Here is a 16,094-nt window from a genome sequence, read left to right on the forward strand (position 1 = left end):
ACCGCCGCTGGTGCCCCGGTCACCGCCGCGCAGCACCCGGGCGCGCCGGCGTCCCGGTCACCGGCGCACCCGGCCCGGGTCGCCGGCGTCCTGCATCAGCCGGCGCACCGCCTTCGGTGGCATGCCGGCGTGCAGCGCGGTCCGCAGCAGTCCGGCGAGGGTGTAGCTCGGCTCGCTGTCCAGCGCGCGCTGCAGGGCCACGTTGGCCAGGGCGCCGTTCCCGCCCACCCAGGCGGTGACGGCCAGCAGGGTCGCCGGCGCCGCGTCCAGCGGGGCGGGTGCCCGCCGGACCAGCTCGGTCCAGACCACCTCCGCGGCCGCTGCCTGCCGCCCCACCGTGAGCGCCAGCGCCCGGTCGCGGAGGTCGTGGTCACGCAGCCCCCAGGCCAGCCGGGCGACCTCCCGGTCCGACAGTCGCTCCACCGAGCCGGGCCGGGAGGCCGCGACCGCCGCCAGCAGGGCGTCCCAGCCCTCCTCCACGACGGCGTCCCAGCCCAGCTGCGCCGTCCGGTGGGCGAGCTCGTCGCCGACCTGCTCGCAGGCCCGGGCCATCCCCGCCGCGGCCAGGAAGCCGACCGGGGCGATCCGCCGGGCGAACGCCGCGCGGTCGTCCTCGACGACCTGCCCGGACAGCGCGCCGGCCACCGCCAGCTGGCTGGTGCCGCTGGGCAGTGGGGTGCCCGTCCCCGGGTCGCAGCAGGCCTGCGCGCAGTCGTAGTCCCACCACCGGCCGTGCCGGACCAGCAGCACGTCGCGCACCGGCAGCTCCTGCTCGTGCAGGGCGAGCAGGGCCTCGCGCACCAGCTCGCGGTGCGGCAGCACCGGGACCGCCGGGCCGGGCGGGAGCGGCGCCGCCCAGTCGTCGGCGTCCTCGGACACCACGGCCAGCAGGGCCGCCACCGGCTGGTCGGTGCACAGCGCCCGCACCACGTCCCGGACCACCGCGGCCCGGTGCTCCTCCGGCGGCAGGTCGACCCGGACGGTCAGCCCGAGGGTGACCGGGGTGGTGCCGCGGACGCCGACCAGCACGAGCGACTCCCGGGGACGGAAGCCGATGAGGTGCGGCAGCGCGGCGGCCACCTCCCCGGGACCGGTCAGGCGGACGGTGTGCTCGGGCCGTGAGTCGGACATGCCCCGACCCTGCGGCCGGCGCCGGCAGGCTGGCCGCTGCAGGAGCGGGTTGTGGACAGCACCTCCGGCTGTGGACGCCGAGCCGCTCGCGCTCACCGGACGGGTGCAGCCTCCCGGTCGTGCGAGAGCAACGTGCGGAGTCCTCCGACCTGGTACCGCCCTCAGACCTCGTACTGGACGGCGGAGCGGCTGGCCAGGTGCGGCTTGACGTGCTCGGCGATCACCGCGAGGTGCCGCGGGTCGCCGGCGTAGGCCCGGAAGGACTCGACGTCGGCGAAGTCGGCGACCAGCGCGGTGTCGGCGTTCCCGTCGACGAGACCGGCGTCGGGGCCGACCGCGAACGACGTCATCCCGCCCACCTCCTCGGGCAGCCGGCGCAGCGCGGCCAGCGTGGCCTCGCGGGTCTGGGGGGAGGTGTCCTCGGTCCAGGTGAACAGCACGACGTGGCGCAGCATGAGCGCACCCTGCCAGGCCGGTCCGGGCACCGGCCAACCGGAGCGCGCTGGTTACAGTCCGGGCATGGGACGGTCGTTGCGGGTCGCACTGCTGTCCTACCGGAGCAAGCCGCACGGCGGCGGACAGGGCGTCTACGTCCGGGCGCTGTCCCGGGAGCTGCGCGAGCTCGGCCACCGCGTCGAGGTGCTCAGCGGTCAGCCCTACCCGGAGCTGGACGACGGCACGCCGCTGACCCGGGTGCCCAGCCTCGACCTCTACCGGGAGCCGGACCCGTTCCGCACACCGCGGCTGCGCGAGTTCTCCAGCCTGGTCGACGTCGCCGAGTTCGCCACGATGTGCACCGCCGGCTTCCCGGAGCCGCTGACGTTCAGCCTGCGCGCCGCCCGGCTGCTGGGCCGGCGGGCCGCCGAGTTCGACGTGGTGCACGACAACCAGTCGCTGGGCTACGGCTTGTTGCAGCTGCGCCGCCGGGGCCTGCCCACGATCGCCACGGTGCACCACCCGGTGGCCATCGACCGGGATCTCGAGCTCGCCGCAGCCCCGACCCTGCGACGCCGGGTGACGCTGCGCCGCTGGTACGCGTTCACCGGCATGCAGGCCCGGGTCGCCCAGCGGCTGGACGGGATCACCACCGTCTCGGAGAGCTCCCGTCGCGACATCGAGCGGCACATGGGCGTGCCCGCCCAGGGAGTCCAGGTCATCCCGGTCGGGATCGACCCGGACGTGTTCCGGCCGGGCGACCCCGCGGCCCGGGAGAGCGCCCGGATCGTGGTGACCACCAGCGCGGACGTGCCGCTCAAGGGGCTGGTGCACCTGCTGGAGGCGGTGGCCAAGCTGCGCACCGAGCGGGACGTGCAGCTGACCGTGATCGGCACCGCGCGCCCCGGCGGGCCGGCAGCGACGGCGATGGACCGGCTGGGGCTGGGCGATGCGGTGCGGTTCACCGGGCCGGTCACGCAGGAGGAGCTGGTGCGGCTGCTGCAGACGGCCACCGTCGCGGCGATCCCGTCGCTCTACGAGGGGTTCTCCCTCCCGGCGGTGGAGGCGATGGCCTGCGCCACCCCGCTGGTGACCACCGACGCCGGCGCGCTCCCCGAGGTGGTCGGCTCGCACGCCGGCGTGCAGGTGCCCGCCGGCGACGTCGGCCGGCTGGGCGAGGCGCTGCGGCTGGTGCTGGACCACCCGTCGCTGCAGGAGCAGCTGGGGCGGGCCGGCCGCACCCGGGTGCTGGGCAGCTACACCTGGCGCCGCACCGCCGAACGGACGGCCGACTGGTACGCCGACGTCCTGGACCGGCGGCCGGCCGGGGCGACCGGAGGGCCGCGCGGGTGCTGACCGTCGACTACGACCTGCTCGACGTGCGCCCCGGCATGCGGGTGCTCGACCTGGGCTGCGGTGAGGGCCGGCACGCCTTCGAGGCCTACCGCCGCGGCGCCTCGGTGCTGGCGGTCGACTGGGGCCAGCACGAGGTGGACACCACCGCCGAGTGGCTGGGCGCGATCGCCGCCGCCGGAGAGGCCCCGGCCGGCGCCTCCGCGGCGGTGGCGCGAGGCGACCTGCGCGCCCTGCCCGTGCCCGACGCCAGCGTCGACCGGGTGATCGCCTCGGAGGTGCTGGAGCACATCGTCGACGACCGCACCGCGCTCGCCGAGATCGCCCGGGTGCTGCGGCCGGGCGGCCGGGTCGCGGTCACCGTCCCCCGCTACGGCCCGGAGCGGGTGTGCTGGGGGCTGTCGGACGCCTATCACGCCAACGAGGGCGGCCACATCCGGATCTACCGCGGTGACCAGCTGTGGGAGCGGCTGGCCGCGGCCGGGCTGCAGCCCACCGACACCCACCACGCGCACGCCCTGCACGCCCCCTACTGGTGGCTCAAGTGCGCGGTCGGGGTCGACCGGGAGACCGCGCTGACCCGCGCCTACCACCGGCTGCTGGTCTGGGACCTGATGCATCGCCCGTGGCTGACCCGCACGGCCGAGCGGGTGCTCGACCCGCTCATCGGCAAGAGCTTCGTCATCTACGCCGACAAGCCCGCCGCCGCGGCACCGGCCGACCGGCCCGCCGCCGCGGACGACGCACCCACGGCCGACGCACCCACGGCCGACGCCCCCACGGACACCGCCCCCACGGACACCGCTCCCACCGGCCTCGCCCGTGCCTGACCGGCGCCGGGCGGCCGACCTGCCCGCCGTCCCCGGTGTGCTCAGCGCCGACCAGCTGCGGCAGACCGTCGCCGCGATCGCCGCCGAGCAGGCACCCGACGGCGCGCTGCCCTGGTTCCGCGGTGGGCAGCTCGACGCCTGGGACTCCGTCGAGGCGGCGATGGCCCTGGACGTCGGCGGGGAGCACGACCGCGCCCGGGCGGCCTACGAGTGGCTGGCCCGACACCAGCGGCCCGACGGCTCCTGGGCCGCCGAGTACCGGGACGGCGTCGCCGTGGCGCCGGCGGTGGAGAGCAACCACGCCGGCTACCTGGCCGTCGGCGCCTGGCACTCCTGGCTGTGCACCGGCGACGCGGCACTGGTCGACCGGCTCTGGCCCACCGTCCGCCGGGCGCTGGACCTGGTCACCAGGATGCAGCTGACCAGCGGGGCGATCAGCTGGGCGCTGCGCCCGGACGGCACCCCGGACGACACCGCGCTGCTCACCGGCAACGCCAGCCTCTCCCAGGCGCTGCGGGCCGGCGTCGCGCTCGCCGGGCTGGTCGGTGAGGCCCAGCCGGACTGGGAGGTCGCCGCCGCTGACCTGGGCCGGGCGCTGCGCGAGCGACCCGGCGCCTTCGCCGACCGCTCCCGGTACTCGATGGACTGGTACTACCCGGTGCTCGCCGGAGCGGTCACCGGCGCGGCCGCCACCGACCGGCTGGCCGCCGGCTGGGACACCTTCGTCGTCCCCGGGCTCGGGGTGCGCTGCGTCGCCGACCGGCCGTGGGTCACCGGCGCGGAGACCTGCGAGCTGGCCCTCGCCCTGGCCGCCGCCGGGCGGCCGGACGACGCCACCGAGCAACTGGCCGCGATGCAGCACCTGCGGGCCGAGGACGGCTCCTACTGGACCGGGCTGGTCTACGCCGACGACGCCCGGTGGCCGGTCGAGCGCACCACCTGGACGGCGGCCGCGGTGGTGCTCGCCGCCGACGCGATCGCCGGCACCGGGCCGGCCGCCACGCTGTTCGCCGACCCGGCCGCCCTGGACCGCCCGGCGGTGGACGAGCCGGCCGCGCCCGGCATCCACCCGGCGGTGCCCGAGCCCCGATGACCGAGCGAGCGTCGCCCGGCGACTGTGATCAAGGCACTGGGTTGGCCCCGCCGACCGCCGGGCACGATCTGCCGGTGATCACGAACCCGAGCGCCGGAGCCGCGGTGACCTGCGTGGTGGCCAGCCGCAACCGGCGCGCCGACCTGCTGGCCAGCATCCCCCGGCACGAGGCGCCGGTCGTGCTCGTCGACAACGCCAGCACCGACGACACGGTGGCGGCGGTGCGCGCGGCCCACCCCGAGGTCACCGTCGTCCCGCTGGACCGCAACGCCGGGGCGGTGGCCCGCACGATCGGCACCGCCCGCGCCGGCACCCCGTTCGTCGCGTTCACCGACGACGACTCCTGGTGGGCACCCGGTGACCTCGCCCGCGCGGTCGAGGTGATGCGCGCCCACCCGCGCCTGGGCCTGCTGGCTGCCCGCATCCTGGTCGGCCCCGAGGAGACCCTCGACCCGGTCTGCACCGAGATGGCCGACAGCCCGCTGGCCACCGAACCCGACCTGCCCGGCCCGTCCCTGCTGGGCTTCGTCGCCTGCGCCGCGCTGGTGCGCACCGAGGCGTTCACCGCCGCCGGCGGGTTCGACGAGGTGGTCCGCTTCCCGGGTGAGGAGGAGCGGCTCGCGCTCGACCTGGCCGCCGCCGGCTGGGGCCTGGCCTACGTCGACTCCGTCACCGTGCACCACCACCCGTCCACCCACCGCGAGCCGTCGGCCACCCGGCAGTCCGGGCTGTGGCGCAGCCGGGTGCTGACCGCGCTGATGCGCTACCCGCTCCGGGACGTCGCCGGCCAGCTGCTCCGCACCGTGCGCGCCGGCCGGGTCGGCTGGCGCGGCCTGGCCGGCGCGCTGCCCCGGGTGCCGGCGGCGCTGCGCAACCGCCGGGTGCTGCCGCGGCGCGTGATGGACGGCGTCCGGGAGCTGGCGTCGTGACTGCCCAGGACGTCGACGGAGAGGACACCGTGACCAGCGCACCGACCGAGGCCGTCCGGAGCGGCGCCGACCCGCGGGTGGCCGTCGTGGTGATCACCCACGACCGCCGGGACGAGCTGCTGCTGGCGCTGTCGCGGCTGCGCGAGCTGCCCGAGCAGCCGCACGTCGTGGTGGTCGACAACGGCTCCTCGGACGGCACCGCCGACGCCGTCCGTGAGCAGCACCCGTGGGTGGAGCTGATCGCCAGCCCGGAGAACCTGGGCGCGGTGGGCCGCAACCTCGGCGTCGCCCGGCTCGACACCCCCTACGTGGCCTTCTGCGACGACGACACCTGGTGGGACCCGGGCTCGCTGCGCGCCGCCGCCGACGCCTTCGACGCCCATCCCCGGCTCGCCGTGGTCACCGCGCGGATCCTGGTCGAGCCGGGCGGCACCGAGGACCCGATCGTCGCCGAGCTGCGCGACTCCCCCGTCGTCGGCGCCGACTGGCTGCCCGGCCCGGCGCTGGGCAGCTTCCTGGCCGGGGCGAGCGTGCTGCGCCGGGAGGCCTTCGACGAGGTCGGCGGCTTCAACGAGCGGCTCTGGCTGGGCGGTGAGGAGGAGCTGATGGCCGGCGACCTCGCCGCCGCCGGCTGGGAGCTCTGCTACCTGGAGCAGCTGACCATCCACCACCAGGCCAGCACCGCCCGCGACCCGCACAAGCGCCGGGCCGACGGCATCCGCAATACCCTCTGGACGACGTGGCTCCGCCGCCCGCTCAAGCCGGCGCTGCGGCGGACTCTCCACCTGCTGCGCACCGTGCCCCGGGACCGGGTGACCGCCCGCGGGTTGCTGGCGGCGGTGCGCGGCCTGCCCTGGCTGGTGCGCGAGCGCCGGGTGCTCCCCGCCCACGCCGAGGCCCGCTTCGCCGCGCTCGAGGGCGCCCAGCGGACGTCCACCGCCCGCCGCTACGTGAGCTGAGGTACGTCCCGGCGCGGTGACCCGGACCCGGGACACCGCAACCTGCCGCATCTCGGTGACCGCGCCGCCGGGGACTCAGTCCCGGACGGCGCGGTCCAGGTGGTCGATCACCGTCGCGCGCACGTCGCCGCCGGAGTGCCCCGAGTCGCCGAGCACGACCAGCTCGCTGTCCGGCCACGCGCGGTGCAGCTGCCAGGCGGTGTCCAGCGGGCCGCTGACGTCGAGCCGGCCGTGCACCAGCAGCCCGGGGACGCCGGCCAGCCGGTGCGCGTCGCGCAGCAGCTGCCCGTCGTCGAGGAAGCAGCCGTGGGACCAGTAGTGGGTCACCACCCGGGCGAAGGCCAGCTGGAACGCGGGGTCCGCCACCGACAGCGACGGCTCGGAGTCCGGGGCGAGGGAGACGTGGGTGTCCTCCCAGTCGCACCAGTCCTGCGCGGCCTTCGCCCGCACCGCCGGGTCCGGGTCGTGCAGCAGCCGGCTGTAGGCCGCGGCCAGGTCGCCGTCCCGCTCGGCTGCGGGGACGCCGTCCCGGAACCGCTCCCACTCGCGCGGGAAGACCCGGCCCATGTCGCGGGTGATCCAGCGCAGCAGCCACCGGTCCGGGCTGGTGATCGCGGCCAGCACCAGCTCCGTCACCCGCTCGGGATGCGCCTGGGCGTAGGCGAGCCCGAGCGTGACGCCCCACGAGCCGCCGACGACCAGCCACCGGTCGATGCCCAGGTGCTCGCGCAGCCGCTCGATGTCGCTGATCAGGTGCGGCGTGGTGTTCGCCGACAGGTCGACCGTCGGCTCGCCCGCCCACGGCATGCTGCGGCCGGCGTTGCGCTGGTCGAACAGGACGACGCGGTACCGGGCCGGGTCGAACCAGCGGCGCAGGCCCGGGGAGCAGCCCGAGCCCGGACCGCCGTGCAGCACCACCGCCGGCATGCCGTCGGGGTCGCCGCAGACCTCCCAGTACAGCGAGTGGCCCTCCCCGACGTCGAGATGGCCCGTCTCGTAAGGCTCGACCGGTGGGTGCGGCGTGCCGCTCACCGGCGTGCGGGCCGGGAGGCGCAGGTGATGCAGGTGCGGGCCTGCGGACGCGCGGCGAGCCGTTCGGAGGCGATCGGCCGGCCGCAGGAGTCGCACGTGCCGTAGTCGCCGGCCTCGGCGCGGGCCAGCGCGGCGTCGACGTCGGCCAGCCGGCGGTGCGCCTGGTCCAGCAGCGCAGCCACCTGCTGCCGCTCGAAGGCGATCGTCGCGCCCTCGGGATCGTGCTCGTCGTCGGCGTTGGACGACCGCGAGGCGGCCACGACCTCGTCGAACTCGCGGGTGAGCGCGTCGATCTGGGCCAGGGTCTCGGTACGGGTCCGGGCCAGGTCCTCGGCTGCGCTCACCACCCCATCGTCCTCCCCCACCGCGCCGGATCAGGCCGAGCGGCGCAGCAGCCGGAGCGAGCCGGTGCCGGGCAGCTCGGTGAACTGCCCCGAAGCCAGCACCCGGGAGTACACGCCGAACGGGGCCTGGCCACCGTCGGCCGGGTCGGGGAAGACGTCGTGGATCGCCAGGGTGCCGCCCGGTGCCAGCTTGGCCACCCAGGCGTCCTGGTCGCGGCGCGCGGACTCCTCGGTGTGGCTGCCGTCCAGGAACAGCAGCGCCAGCGGCGTCGACCAGAGCGGGGCGAGCACCTCCGAGCGGGTGACGACGGCGATGACGACGTCCTCGGCGCCGGCGGCGGCGATGGTGGTGCGGAAGGCGGGCAGGGTGTCGATCCGGCCCACGAGCGGGTCGACCAGGGAGGGGTCGTGGTACTCCCAGCCGGGCTGGTGCTCCTCCGAGCCGCGGTGGTGGTCGACGGTGACCACCTGGCGACCGGTCTCCCGGGCGGCCGCAGCGAGGTAGAGCGCCGACTTGCCCATCCAGCTGCCGACCTCGAGCAACGGCCCGGGCACCGCGACCGCGCGGGCCGCCTCGTAGAGCGCCAGCCCCTCGTCCGGCGGCATGAACCCGGGCGCGGCCGCCGCGGCGGCCAGCAGGCCGGCGGTCACCGCGGGTCCCGCGGGCGCGGTGCCCCACCGGCCGGGCCGTCGTCGCGCCGCCGGGGCGCCGGGTCGTCGGTCCACCGGCGGCCGGTGGGGCCGTCTGCCGTCCGCGGGCCGGCCGGGTCGTCGGCCGGACGGCGGCCGGCCGGGCGGTCGCCCACCCGGGCCGGAGCGGGGGTCCGCTCCTCGGCCGGGGGCTGCTCGGGGGTCGCGCTGGACGCGGCCGCGGCCACCAGGGCGCCGATCAGGGTGGTCACCGGCACGGCCAGCACCAGCGCGATCCCGGCCACCAGCGTGCCGATCACCTGCTCGCCGACCTCCGAGCCGGTCAGCGTCGTCCAGAACGGCCGCTGGTACAGCTCGAACAGCAGCAGCAGGGGCAGCGACGCCCCGGCGTAGGCGAACACGATCGTGTAGACGGTCGAGGCGATGTGGTCGCGGCCGATCGCCATGCCGCGGCGGAACAGCTCCAGCCAGCCGGCCTGCGGCGAGGCCTCGTGCAGCTGCCAGACCGCCGAGGCCTGGGTGATCGTCACGTCGTTGAGGATGCCCAGCCCGGCGACGACCATGGCGGCCAGCACCAGGCCGGAGAAGTCCAGCGTCGGGTCGAACTGCAGCAGCGTCACCGACTCCTCGCTGGAGAAGCCGGTCAGCCGGGCGACCGCGACCGACACCGCGCCCAGCACCGCGCTCAGCGCCAGCCCGAACAGCGTGCCCAGCAGCGCCGTCGTCGTCCGGGCGGAGAAGCCGTGCGCCAGGTACAGGACGACGAACATGATCGCCGAGGAGCCGACCAGGCTGACCCAGATCGGCGACCCGCCGTCCAGCAGCGCGGGCAGCATGAACTGCAGCAGCACGGCGAAGGCGAAGCCCAGGCCGAGCAGCGCCAGCAGGCCGCGGAGCCGGGCGACCGCCGCCACCACCAGGGTGAACGCCAGCGCCAGCACCACGATCGGGGTGCCGCGCGGAAAGTCGCGGAACGTGTAGCCCGGCTCGCCGGTGTCCGTGCCGGGGTCGCGGTTGAGCACCAGCTCGTCGCCCTCCGCGACGCCCTCGGCCACCACCTCCGGCGGCAGCTCGACCTGCACGTAGTCACCGGAGCTGGGGCCCTCGGCGATCACCATCACCGCCCGCGCGCAGATCTGCGCCGGCGCCTCGCCGGTCGCCGCGGCGCACTCGTAGGGCTCCAGCGAGGCGATGGTCGCCTCGGGGTAGGTGGTGCCCGGCGGCAGGAAGGACTCCGCCGCCTGCTGGGCCGCGGTCTGCCCACCGCTGGGCCAGAGCAGGAACAGCCCGGCCAGGGTGGCCAGGCCGACCGGCACCAGCACGACGAGCATCATCCGCACGGCCCTGCGCCGCCGGGCGACGGCGGCCGGGTCGGGCGGGATCGGCTCGCCGTCGGGTCCGGTCTCGGGTCCGTGGCTGTGGAGATGGGCCGGCACCCGGTCAGGCTAGGCCGCGACGGCGCCGATCTCCGGGCCGACCGGCGGACGGCCCGCGATCAGGCCAGCCCGATCAGCTCAGCCCGTCAGGTCAGCCGGTAGGCCCGTTCGGCGTTGCCGGCGCCGATCATCCCCGCCACCCGCGCCGCGTCGTGCGCCGTCCAGGCGTCCTCGGCGACCCCCTCGGCCAGGTAGCGGCCCAGCCCGCGGCGGAACAGCAGAGTGCCCAGCAGGTACAGCTCGGCCAGGCCGAAGGCGTCGGAGGAGAAGAAGACCTTGCCGAACGGGGCCAGCTCGAGCAGCTCGCGCAGCACCGCCCCGGACCGGTGCCCCACGTTGTGGGTGGCCAGCCCGACGTCGACGAAGACGTGGCCGAACACCTGGGCGAGGAAGCCGGCGTGGCGGTGGAACGGATAGTTGTGCAGCAGCATCACCGGCACCCCGGCCGGCTCGGTGGCCCGCAGCAGGTCGGTGAGCAGCAGCGGGTCGCAGCGGTGCAGATCGACGTCGGCGTCGCCGTAGCCGACGTGGAACTGCACCGGCAGCCCCAGGTCGATGCCGGACCACACCAGGAAGCGGTGCAGCACCGGGTCGGCGACCCGGAGCGGGCCACCGCCGCGCAGCAGCCGGTCGGCGGCCCGGGTCACCTCGGCGTCGTCCGGCCGGGCGCCGTCCAGGGCCAGCCCGACCCGGTAGGCGGCGATCGACTTCACCCCGGCGGCACCGGCGGTGCGGCCGGCCAGCCGGGTGCGGAACCGCTCGGCGAACCCGGCGGCACCGACGTCCTCGGCGAGCACCTCCTCGGCCAGCGCCTCCAGGCGCACCACCTCCCGGGCCCGTCCGCCGGCGAGGGCGGCCAGCTCGTCCGGGGAGGTGATCGGCTCGGGCAGGTAGCCGGTGTCGACCAGGAACGTGCCGGTGCCGGTCGCGGTGAGCAGCCTGCGGTTCACCTCGTCGGCGCCGAGCTCGGCCCGCCGGGTCAGGTACTCCTCGGCCGGGGCGTGCGCCGGCAGGTCGAGCAGCGGCGGGCACCACCGGCGGAGGGCGAGACCGACCTGCGAGTCGAACAGCGAGCCACCGAGCGCGCTGGGCCCGGCCGACTCGGTGAGCATCGACTCGAACTCGCCGCGGGTGAGGTCCCGGCGCACCAGGCCGTGGCAGTGGTGGTCGACCAGCGGCAGGTCGGCGAGGTCGGGGTCCAGGGCGCTCACCGGGCCAGTCTGGCCGTCCGGGCGGCCGGCCGCCGCCTGTTCCACCGGCCCATCCGCCGCCCATGCTCAACCCCGGCGTTGCCCCAGCCCCGGCGTTGCCCCAGCCCCGGCGTTGCCCCAGCCCCGGCGTTGCCCCAGCCCCGGCGTTGCCGCAGCCCCGGCGTTGCCGCGCCCCTGCGCGTGCCGCTGCCTACAGTCGGGGGATGGCCTCCTGGAGCACCGCCGACATCCCCGCGCAGACCGACCGCACCGCCGTCGTCACCGGCGCGAACAGCGGCCTGGGTCTGGAGACCGCGCGTGCGTTGGCCGCCGCCGGCGCCCGGGTGGTGCTCGCCGTCCGCGACCTGGACCGGGGTGCCCGGGCCGCGGCGGACCTGCCGGGTGAGGTGGAGGTCCGCCGGCTCGACCTGGCCGATCTTGCCTCGGTGCGCGAGTTCGCCGCGGCGTGGTCCGGCGACCTCGACGTGCTGGTCAACAACGCCGGGATCATGCACGTGCCGGCCGGGCGCACCGCCGACGGCTTCGAGTTGCAGTTCGGCACCAACCACCTGGGCCACTTCGCGCTGACGGCCCTGCTGCTGCCGCACGTCACCGACCGGGTGGTCACCGTGTCCTCGATGCTGCACCGCGCCGGGCGGATCGAGCTGGACGACCTGAACTGGGAGCGCCGCACGTACTCGGCGACCAGCGCCTACGGGCAGTCGAAGCTGGCCAACCTGCTGTTCACCCTGGAGCTGCAGCGCCGGCTCACCGCGGCCGGTTCGACGGTGCGGGCGCTGGCCGCCCACCCGGGCTGGGCCGCCACGAATCTGCAGGGCAACACGGGCAGCCGGGTGAAGGACGCCGCCATGGCGGTGGCCAACCGGGTGATGGCGACGAGCGCCGCGCAGGGCGCGCTGCCCACGCTGTTCGCCGCCACCGCCGACCTGCCCGGCGCCGGCTTCACCGGGCCGGACGGCAGCACCATGCGCGGCGCCCCGACGCTGGTCGGCCGCAGCCCGGCGGCGTCGAACGCCGTCCTGGCCGGCCGGCTGTGGGCGGCCTCGGCCGAGCTCACCGGCACCGACCTCCCGGCTCAGCTGCCGGCCTGAGCCGGGCTGGTCCGCCGGCTGCCCGGCGCGGCACCGGACCGGGACGTCGCCCGCTCCGCCGCCGGCACCGCGGCCAGCACCAGGCCGGCGGCGACGACGAACGCCACCGGGGTGCTGGTCGCGCCGGCGACGACCCCGAGGAGGACGGCGCCGGCGGCCTGACCGACGGTCAGCGCGATGAACAGCACCGCGGCCGCCTGTGCCGCGGCGTCCGGGAGCCGGGCGGCACCCCAGGCGATCAGGATGCCGCTCAGCGCGACGAAGCCGGCGCCGAAACCGGCCAGCCCGGCGGCCACGGCGAGCACCGAGGAGGGCAGGGCGGCGAGCAGCAGGCTCGCCGCCGCGGTGACGACGGCGGCCCCCGCCCAGGCGTTCCGCAGGCCGGCCCGCTGCACCAGGTCACCGCTGAGCCCGCCGAGCAGCCCGGCCACGCCCAGCACGCACCAGAGCAGCCCGGTCGTGCTGTCGGGCAGTCCGCCGTCGACCGTCATCAGGTCCCGCCCGAACGTCCAGACCCCGGCACACCCGGCCCCGGCCAGCACCGCGGCCACGAGTGGCCGGACCAGGCCGTGCAGCGGCGCGTGCGGGCGGACCTCGGCGGCGGCGGGCCAGCGGCTGACGCGGTCGGCCCAGGCGGTGGCCAGCACGGCGACCACCGCGAACCCGGCCCAGGCCGGCCGCCACGCGCCCGGGACGGCGAGCACGAGGAGTCCGCCGACCACCACCCCGGCGCCCGTGCCGCTGTTGACCAGGGCCTGTGCACGTGGCTGCGCGTCCGGCCGCACGGTCGCCGTCACGGCGGCGACCAGCGCCGGGGTGGCGGCCCCGGCACCGCTGCCGGCCACCAGGACCCCGAGGGCGAGGCTGGGCACCGACCAGGCCAGCGCGACGACCAGCGAGCCCAGCGCCGCCGTGCCGCCGGCGAGCCACAGCGCGGCTCGCCCGTGGGCGCGCCCGGCCAGCCGCTGCCCGGTGGCCGCGGCGAGGCAGTAGGCCAGGTAGCCGGCCGCGGCCAGGACGCCGGCCGTTCCCGGACCGATGCCGAAGGCGCTGCGGAACTGGGGGAGGTAGAGGCCGTAGCCGTAGCGGGCCAGCCCGTAGGTCACCGCGATGACGGTCAGGCCGGGCAGCACGAGCCCGGTCGGTCGACGTCCAGGCGTCTGTAACGATCGTTTCACCATAACGAGCGTTACAGTAGGCGCATGACGCCGACCGCCGCATCCCGGACCGCACGGGAGCGACTGCTCACCGCGGCCGGCGAGCTGTTCTACGAGTCGGGCATCGCGGCGACCGGGGTGGATGCCGTGCTGCAACGGGCCGGCGTCTCCCCCGCGACGATGTACGCCCACTTCGCCGGCAAGGACGGGCTGGTGGCCGCCTACCTGGAGGACCGCTACTCCGCCTGGCACGCGACCTGGGACGACGTGCTCGCCGAGCTCGACGACCCGGTCGACCGGCTGCTGTCGGTGTTCGACGCTGTGGACCGGTACCGGCAGCGGGAGGGCAACCGGCGTGGCTGCGCATTCCTGGCCGCGGCCACCGAGCTGCCGCCCGGACACCCCGGGCAGCCCTGGCTGGCGGCGGACTCGCTGCTGCTGACCGGCCGGCTGCGCGAGCTCGCCGTCGCCGCCGGTGTCGACGACCCGGACGAGGCGGCGGCCACGCTGCTGCTCTGCTACGACGGCGCCCTGGCCCGGTCGGCCCGGGAGTGGACCACCCCGGACCTGGGCGCCGGCGACCCGGTCCGCCGCGCCCGCGACGTGGCCGCTGCCTGGCTGACCTCCCGCGGCACGGGCGCCCCGGCCTGAGCTCCCCGGGGACGACCGCCGGCCGGGCGGGACGACATGTCGACATGTCGACGTCGCGACCCGTCGCAGGACGACCCACCGGGGCGGCGGGCCGATCGATGAGTTCCCGGTCCGGCCCCGGTCACAGCTTCCAGGACCGCGCACCCGATGCGTCCGCGGCCGGAGAGGACACCATGGCCAGGCTCGTCTACGGGATGATCACCTCGCTCGACGGCTACGCCTCCGCCGCCGAGGGCGACCTCGGCTCCGGTGCCGAGGACGAGGAGGTGCACACCTACATCGGCGACACCTTCCGCCACGTCGGCACGTACCTCTACGGCCGGCGGATGTACGAGACGATGGTGTTCTGGGAGACGGCGCACGACCTGCCCGACGCCCCGCCGCACGTCGTCCAGTACGCCCGCGACTGGCAGGCCGCGGAGAAGGTCGTGTACTCCACGACGCTGGAGTCGGTGTCCAGCGAACGGACCAGGATCGAGCGGACCTTCGACCCGGCTGCGGTCCGCCGCCTCAAGGCCGAGGCCACGGCCGATCTCACCGTCGACGGCCCGACCCTCGCCGCCCAGGCCATCGCGGCCGGCCTGGTCGACGAGTACCACCTGTTCCTCACCACGAGCGTGGTCGGCGGCGGCACCCGGTTCTTCCCCGACGGCGTGCGCCTGGACCTCGAGCTGGTCGGGCAGCGCGCCTTCGACAGCGGACTGCTGCACCTGCACTACCGGACCCGCTGAGCAGCCCCCACCGGTCCGGCCCGGGCGGGGCGCTCTCGCGTGGTGCCCGGCCCGGGGTCGTGGTGCACTGCGCCCGTGTCCGTCGCCGAGAAGCTCGACCGGCTGCAGCGCCGGCGTCGCGCGGCCGGGTTCCCGATCGCCGTCGTCTACAAGTACGTCGACGACTCCGGCCCCTACCTGGCCGCGCTGATCACCTACTACGCCTTCGTCTCGCTGTTCCCGCTGCTGCTGCTGTTCTCCACGATCCTCAGCCAGGTCCTGGTCGGGAACCCGGAACTGCAGCAGCGGTTGCTCGACTCGGCGCTGAGCCAGTTCCCCGTGGTCGGCGAGCAGCTCGGTGAACCGCGCGGGCTCAGCGGCGGCGTCCTGGGCGTGGTCATCGGCGTCCTCGGCTCGCTGTACGGCGCGCTCGGCGTGGCCCAGGCCGTGCAGTACGCGATGAACACCGCCTGGTCCGTGCCGCGCAACAGCCGGCCCAACCCCTTCCTGGCCCGCGGCCGCAGCCTGGTGCTGCTGGCCACCGCCGGCCTGGCGGTGATCGGGACGACGGCGTTGTCCACCTTCACCTCGGGACACCTCGGCTCGCTGGGGGCGGCGACCCGGGTGCTGACCCTGGTCGGGTCGGTGGCGATCAACGCCGCGGTGTTCGTGTTCGCCTTCCGGCTGGCCACCACCCGGCACCTGACCGCCCGTCAGGTGCTGCCGGGCGCGCTGGCCGCCGCCGTGCTCTGGCAGCTGCTGCAGACCTTCGGGGTGACGTACGTGAGCCGGGTGATGGGCAGCGCCAGCGCCACCAACGGCGTCTTCGCCCTGGTGCTGGGCCTGCTCGCGTTCCTGTACCTGGCCGCGGTGGTCGGCGTGCTCTGCGTGGAGGTCAACGTGGTGCGGGTCGACCGGCTCTGGCCGCGGGCGCTGCTCACCCCCTTCACCGACGACGTCGACCTGACCCCCGGCGACCGGCGCAGCTACACCGGGATGGCCAAGGCCCAGCGGACCAAGGGCTTCGAGACGGTGCACGTCACCTTCGACCCACCCGACCGCAGCGCGGACTGAACGCACC

17 protein-coding genes are annotated in these 16,094 nt (G+C 76.2%); 9 read left to right on the forward strand and 8 right to left on the reverse strand.

Annotated elements, in window-relative coordinates:
• Positions 1 to 57: 57 nt before the first annotated feature.
• Positions 58 to 1,131, reverse strand: a complete 1,074-nt coding sequence (locus Q1A09_RS16560) for a DUF4192 domain-containing protein (RefSeq protein WP_299957220.1) — start codon at positions 1,129 to 1,131, stop codon at positions 58 to 60.
• Positions 1,132 to 1,292: 161 nt separating this feature from the next.
• On the reverse strand, positions 1,293 to 1,586 hold the full coding sequence (locus Q1A09_RS16565) for a Dabb family protein (RefSeq protein WP_299957223.1): 294 nt from the start codon (positions 1,584 to 1,586) through the stop codon (positions 1,293 to 1,295).
• Positions 1,587 to 1,650: 64 nt separating this feature from the next.
• On the opposite strand from Q1A09_RS16565, the gene Q1A09_RS16570 reads away from it, so the two are divergent.
• The 5 genes from Q1A09_RS16570 (at position 1,651) to Q1A09_RS16590 (ending at position 6,730) form a co-directional block, all read left to right on the forward strand.
• Complete coding sequence (locus Q1A09_RS16570) at positions 1,651 to 2,922, forward strand: glycosyltransferase family 4 protein (RefSeq protein WP_299957225.1); 1,272 nt, start codon at positions 1,651 to 1,653, stop codon at positions 2,920 to 2,922.
• Positions 2,916 to 3,749: a class I SAM-dependent methyltransferase gene (locus Q1A09_RS16575; protein ID WP_299957228.1), complete on the forward strand. Its 834-nt coding sequence runs from the start codon at positions 2,916 to 2,918 to the stop codon at positions 3,747 to 3,749. Before Q1A09_RS16570 ends, Q1A09_RS16575 begins: the two co-directional genes overlap by 7 nt.
• Positions 3,742 to 4,842 (forward strand): prenyltransferase, encoded by a 1,101-nt coding sequence (locus Q1A09_RS16580; protein ID WP_299957230.1) that lies wholly within the window; start codon positions 3,742 to 3,744, stop codon positions 4,840 to 4,842. The genes Q1A09_RS16575 and Q1A09_RS16580 overlap by 8 nt, the downstream gene beginning before the upstream one ends.
• Before the next feature lie 74 nt (positions 4,843 to 4,916).
• On the forward strand, positions 4,917 to 5,771 hold the full coding sequence (locus Q1A09_RS16585) for a glycosyltransferase family 2 protein (protein ID WP_299957233.1): 855 nt from the start codon (positions 4,917 to 4,919) through the stop codon (positions 5,769 to 5,771).
• A complete protein-coding gene (locus Q1A09_RS16590; protein ID WP_299957235.1) occupies positions 5,768 to 6,730 on the forward strand; it encodes a glycosyltransferase family 2 protein in 963 nt (320 codons plus the stop codon). The genes Q1A09_RS16585 and Q1A09_RS16590 overlap by 4 nt, the downstream gene beginning before the upstream one ends.
• Before the next feature lie 75 nt (positions 6,731 to 6,805).
• Here Q1A09_RS16590 and pip read toward each other — a convergent pair whose 3' ends face one another.
• The 5 genes from pip to Q1A09_RS16615 all read right to left on the reverse strand — a co-directional run bounded on the left by pip (position 6,806) and on the right by Q1A09_RS16615 (position 11,404).
• Positions 6,806 to 7,762, reverse strand: a complete 957-nt coding sequence (gene pip, locus Q1A09_RS16595; protein ID WP_299957237.1) for a prolyl aminopeptidase — start codon at positions 7,760 to 7,762, stop codon at positions 6,806 to 6,808.
• Positions 7,759 to 8,106: a TraR/DksA C4-type zinc finger protein gene (locus Q1A09_RS16600; protein ID WP_299957240.1), complete on the reverse strand. Its 348-nt coding sequence runs from the start codon at positions 8,104 to 8,106 to the stop codon at positions 7,759 to 7,761. The genes pip and Q1A09_RS16600 overlap by 4 nt, the downstream gene beginning before the upstream one ends.
• A 30-nt stretch (positions 8,107 to 8,136) precedes the next feature.
• Complete coding sequence (locus Q1A09_RS16605; protein WP_299957243.1) at positions 8,137 to 8,757, reverse strand: class I SAM-dependent methyltransferase; 621 nt, start codon at positions 8,755 to 8,757, stop codon at positions 8,137 to 8,139.
• Positions 8,754 to 10,193, reverse strand: coding sequence for a YibE/F family protein (locus tag Q1A09_RS16610; protein ID WP_299957246.1), 1,440 nt, complete (start codon positions 10,191 to 10,193; stop codon positions 8,754 to 8,756). The genes Q1A09_RS16605 and Q1A09_RS16610 overlap by 4 nt, the downstream gene beginning before the upstream one ends.
• An 86-nt stretch (positions 10,194 to 10,279) precedes the next feature.
• Entirely contained in the window at positions 10,280 to 11,404 is a 1,125-nt protein-coding gene (locus Q1A09_RS16615) for an amidohydrolase (RefSeq protein ID WP_299957248.1), read from the reverse strand.
• A gap of 203 nt (positions 11,405 to 11,607) precedes the next feature.
• Between Q1A09_RS16615 and Q1A09_RS16620 the strand changes: the two genes are divergently transcribed.
• Positions 11,608 to 12,495, forward strand: coding sequence for an oxidoreductase (locus tag Q1A09_RS16620; RefSeq protein ID WP_299957251.1), 888 nt, complete (start codon positions 11,608 to 11,610; stop codon positions 12,493 to 12,495).
• On the opposite strand, the gene Q1A09_RS16625 is transcribed toward Q1A09_RS16620, so the two are convergent.
• Positions 12,480 to 13,628, reverse strand: a complete 1,149-nt coding sequence (locus Q1A09_RS16625; protein WP_299957254.1) for an MFS transporter — start codon at positions 13,626 to 13,628, stop codon at positions 12,480 to 12,482. The two genes, Q1A09_RS16620 and Q1A09_RS16625, sit on opposite strands and share 16 nt — an antisense overlap.
• 69 nt (positions 13,629 to 13,697) lie before the next feature.
• Between Q1A09_RS16625 and Q1A09_RS16630 the strand changes: the two genes are divergently transcribed.
• From Q1A09_RS16630 to Q1A09_RS16640, 3 genes are all read left to right on the forward strand, one after another.
• A complete protein-coding gene (locus Q1A09_RS16630; RefSeq protein WP_299957257.1) occupies positions 13,698 to 14,303 on the forward strand; it encodes a TetR/AcrR family transcriptional regulator in 606 nt (201 codons plus the stop codon).
• A 173-nt stretch (positions 14,304 to 14,476) separates the two neighbouring features.
• Positions 14,477 to 15,034, forward strand: coding sequence for a dihydrofolate reductase family protein (locus Q1A09_RS16635; RefSeq protein ID WP_299957260.1), 558 nt, complete (start codon positions 14,477 to 14,479; stop codon positions 15,032 to 15,034).
• 75 nt (positions 15,035 to 15,109) lie between these two features.
• The gene (locus Q1A09_RS16640) at positions 15,110 to 16,087 is read left to right on the forward strand and encodes a YihY/virulence factor BrkB family protein (protein WP_299957263.1); all 978 of its coding nucleotides are present in this window, start codon (positions 15,110 to 15,112) and stop codon (positions 16,085 to 16,087) included.
• Positions 16,088 to 16,094 lie beyond the last annotated feature (7 nt).

It is taken from the genome of uncultured Modestobacter sp. (assembly GCF_947486615.1).
In the GTDB taxonomy this organism is placed as follows: Bacteria; Actinomycetota; Actinomycetes; order Mycobacteriales; family Geodermatophilaceae; genus Modestobacter.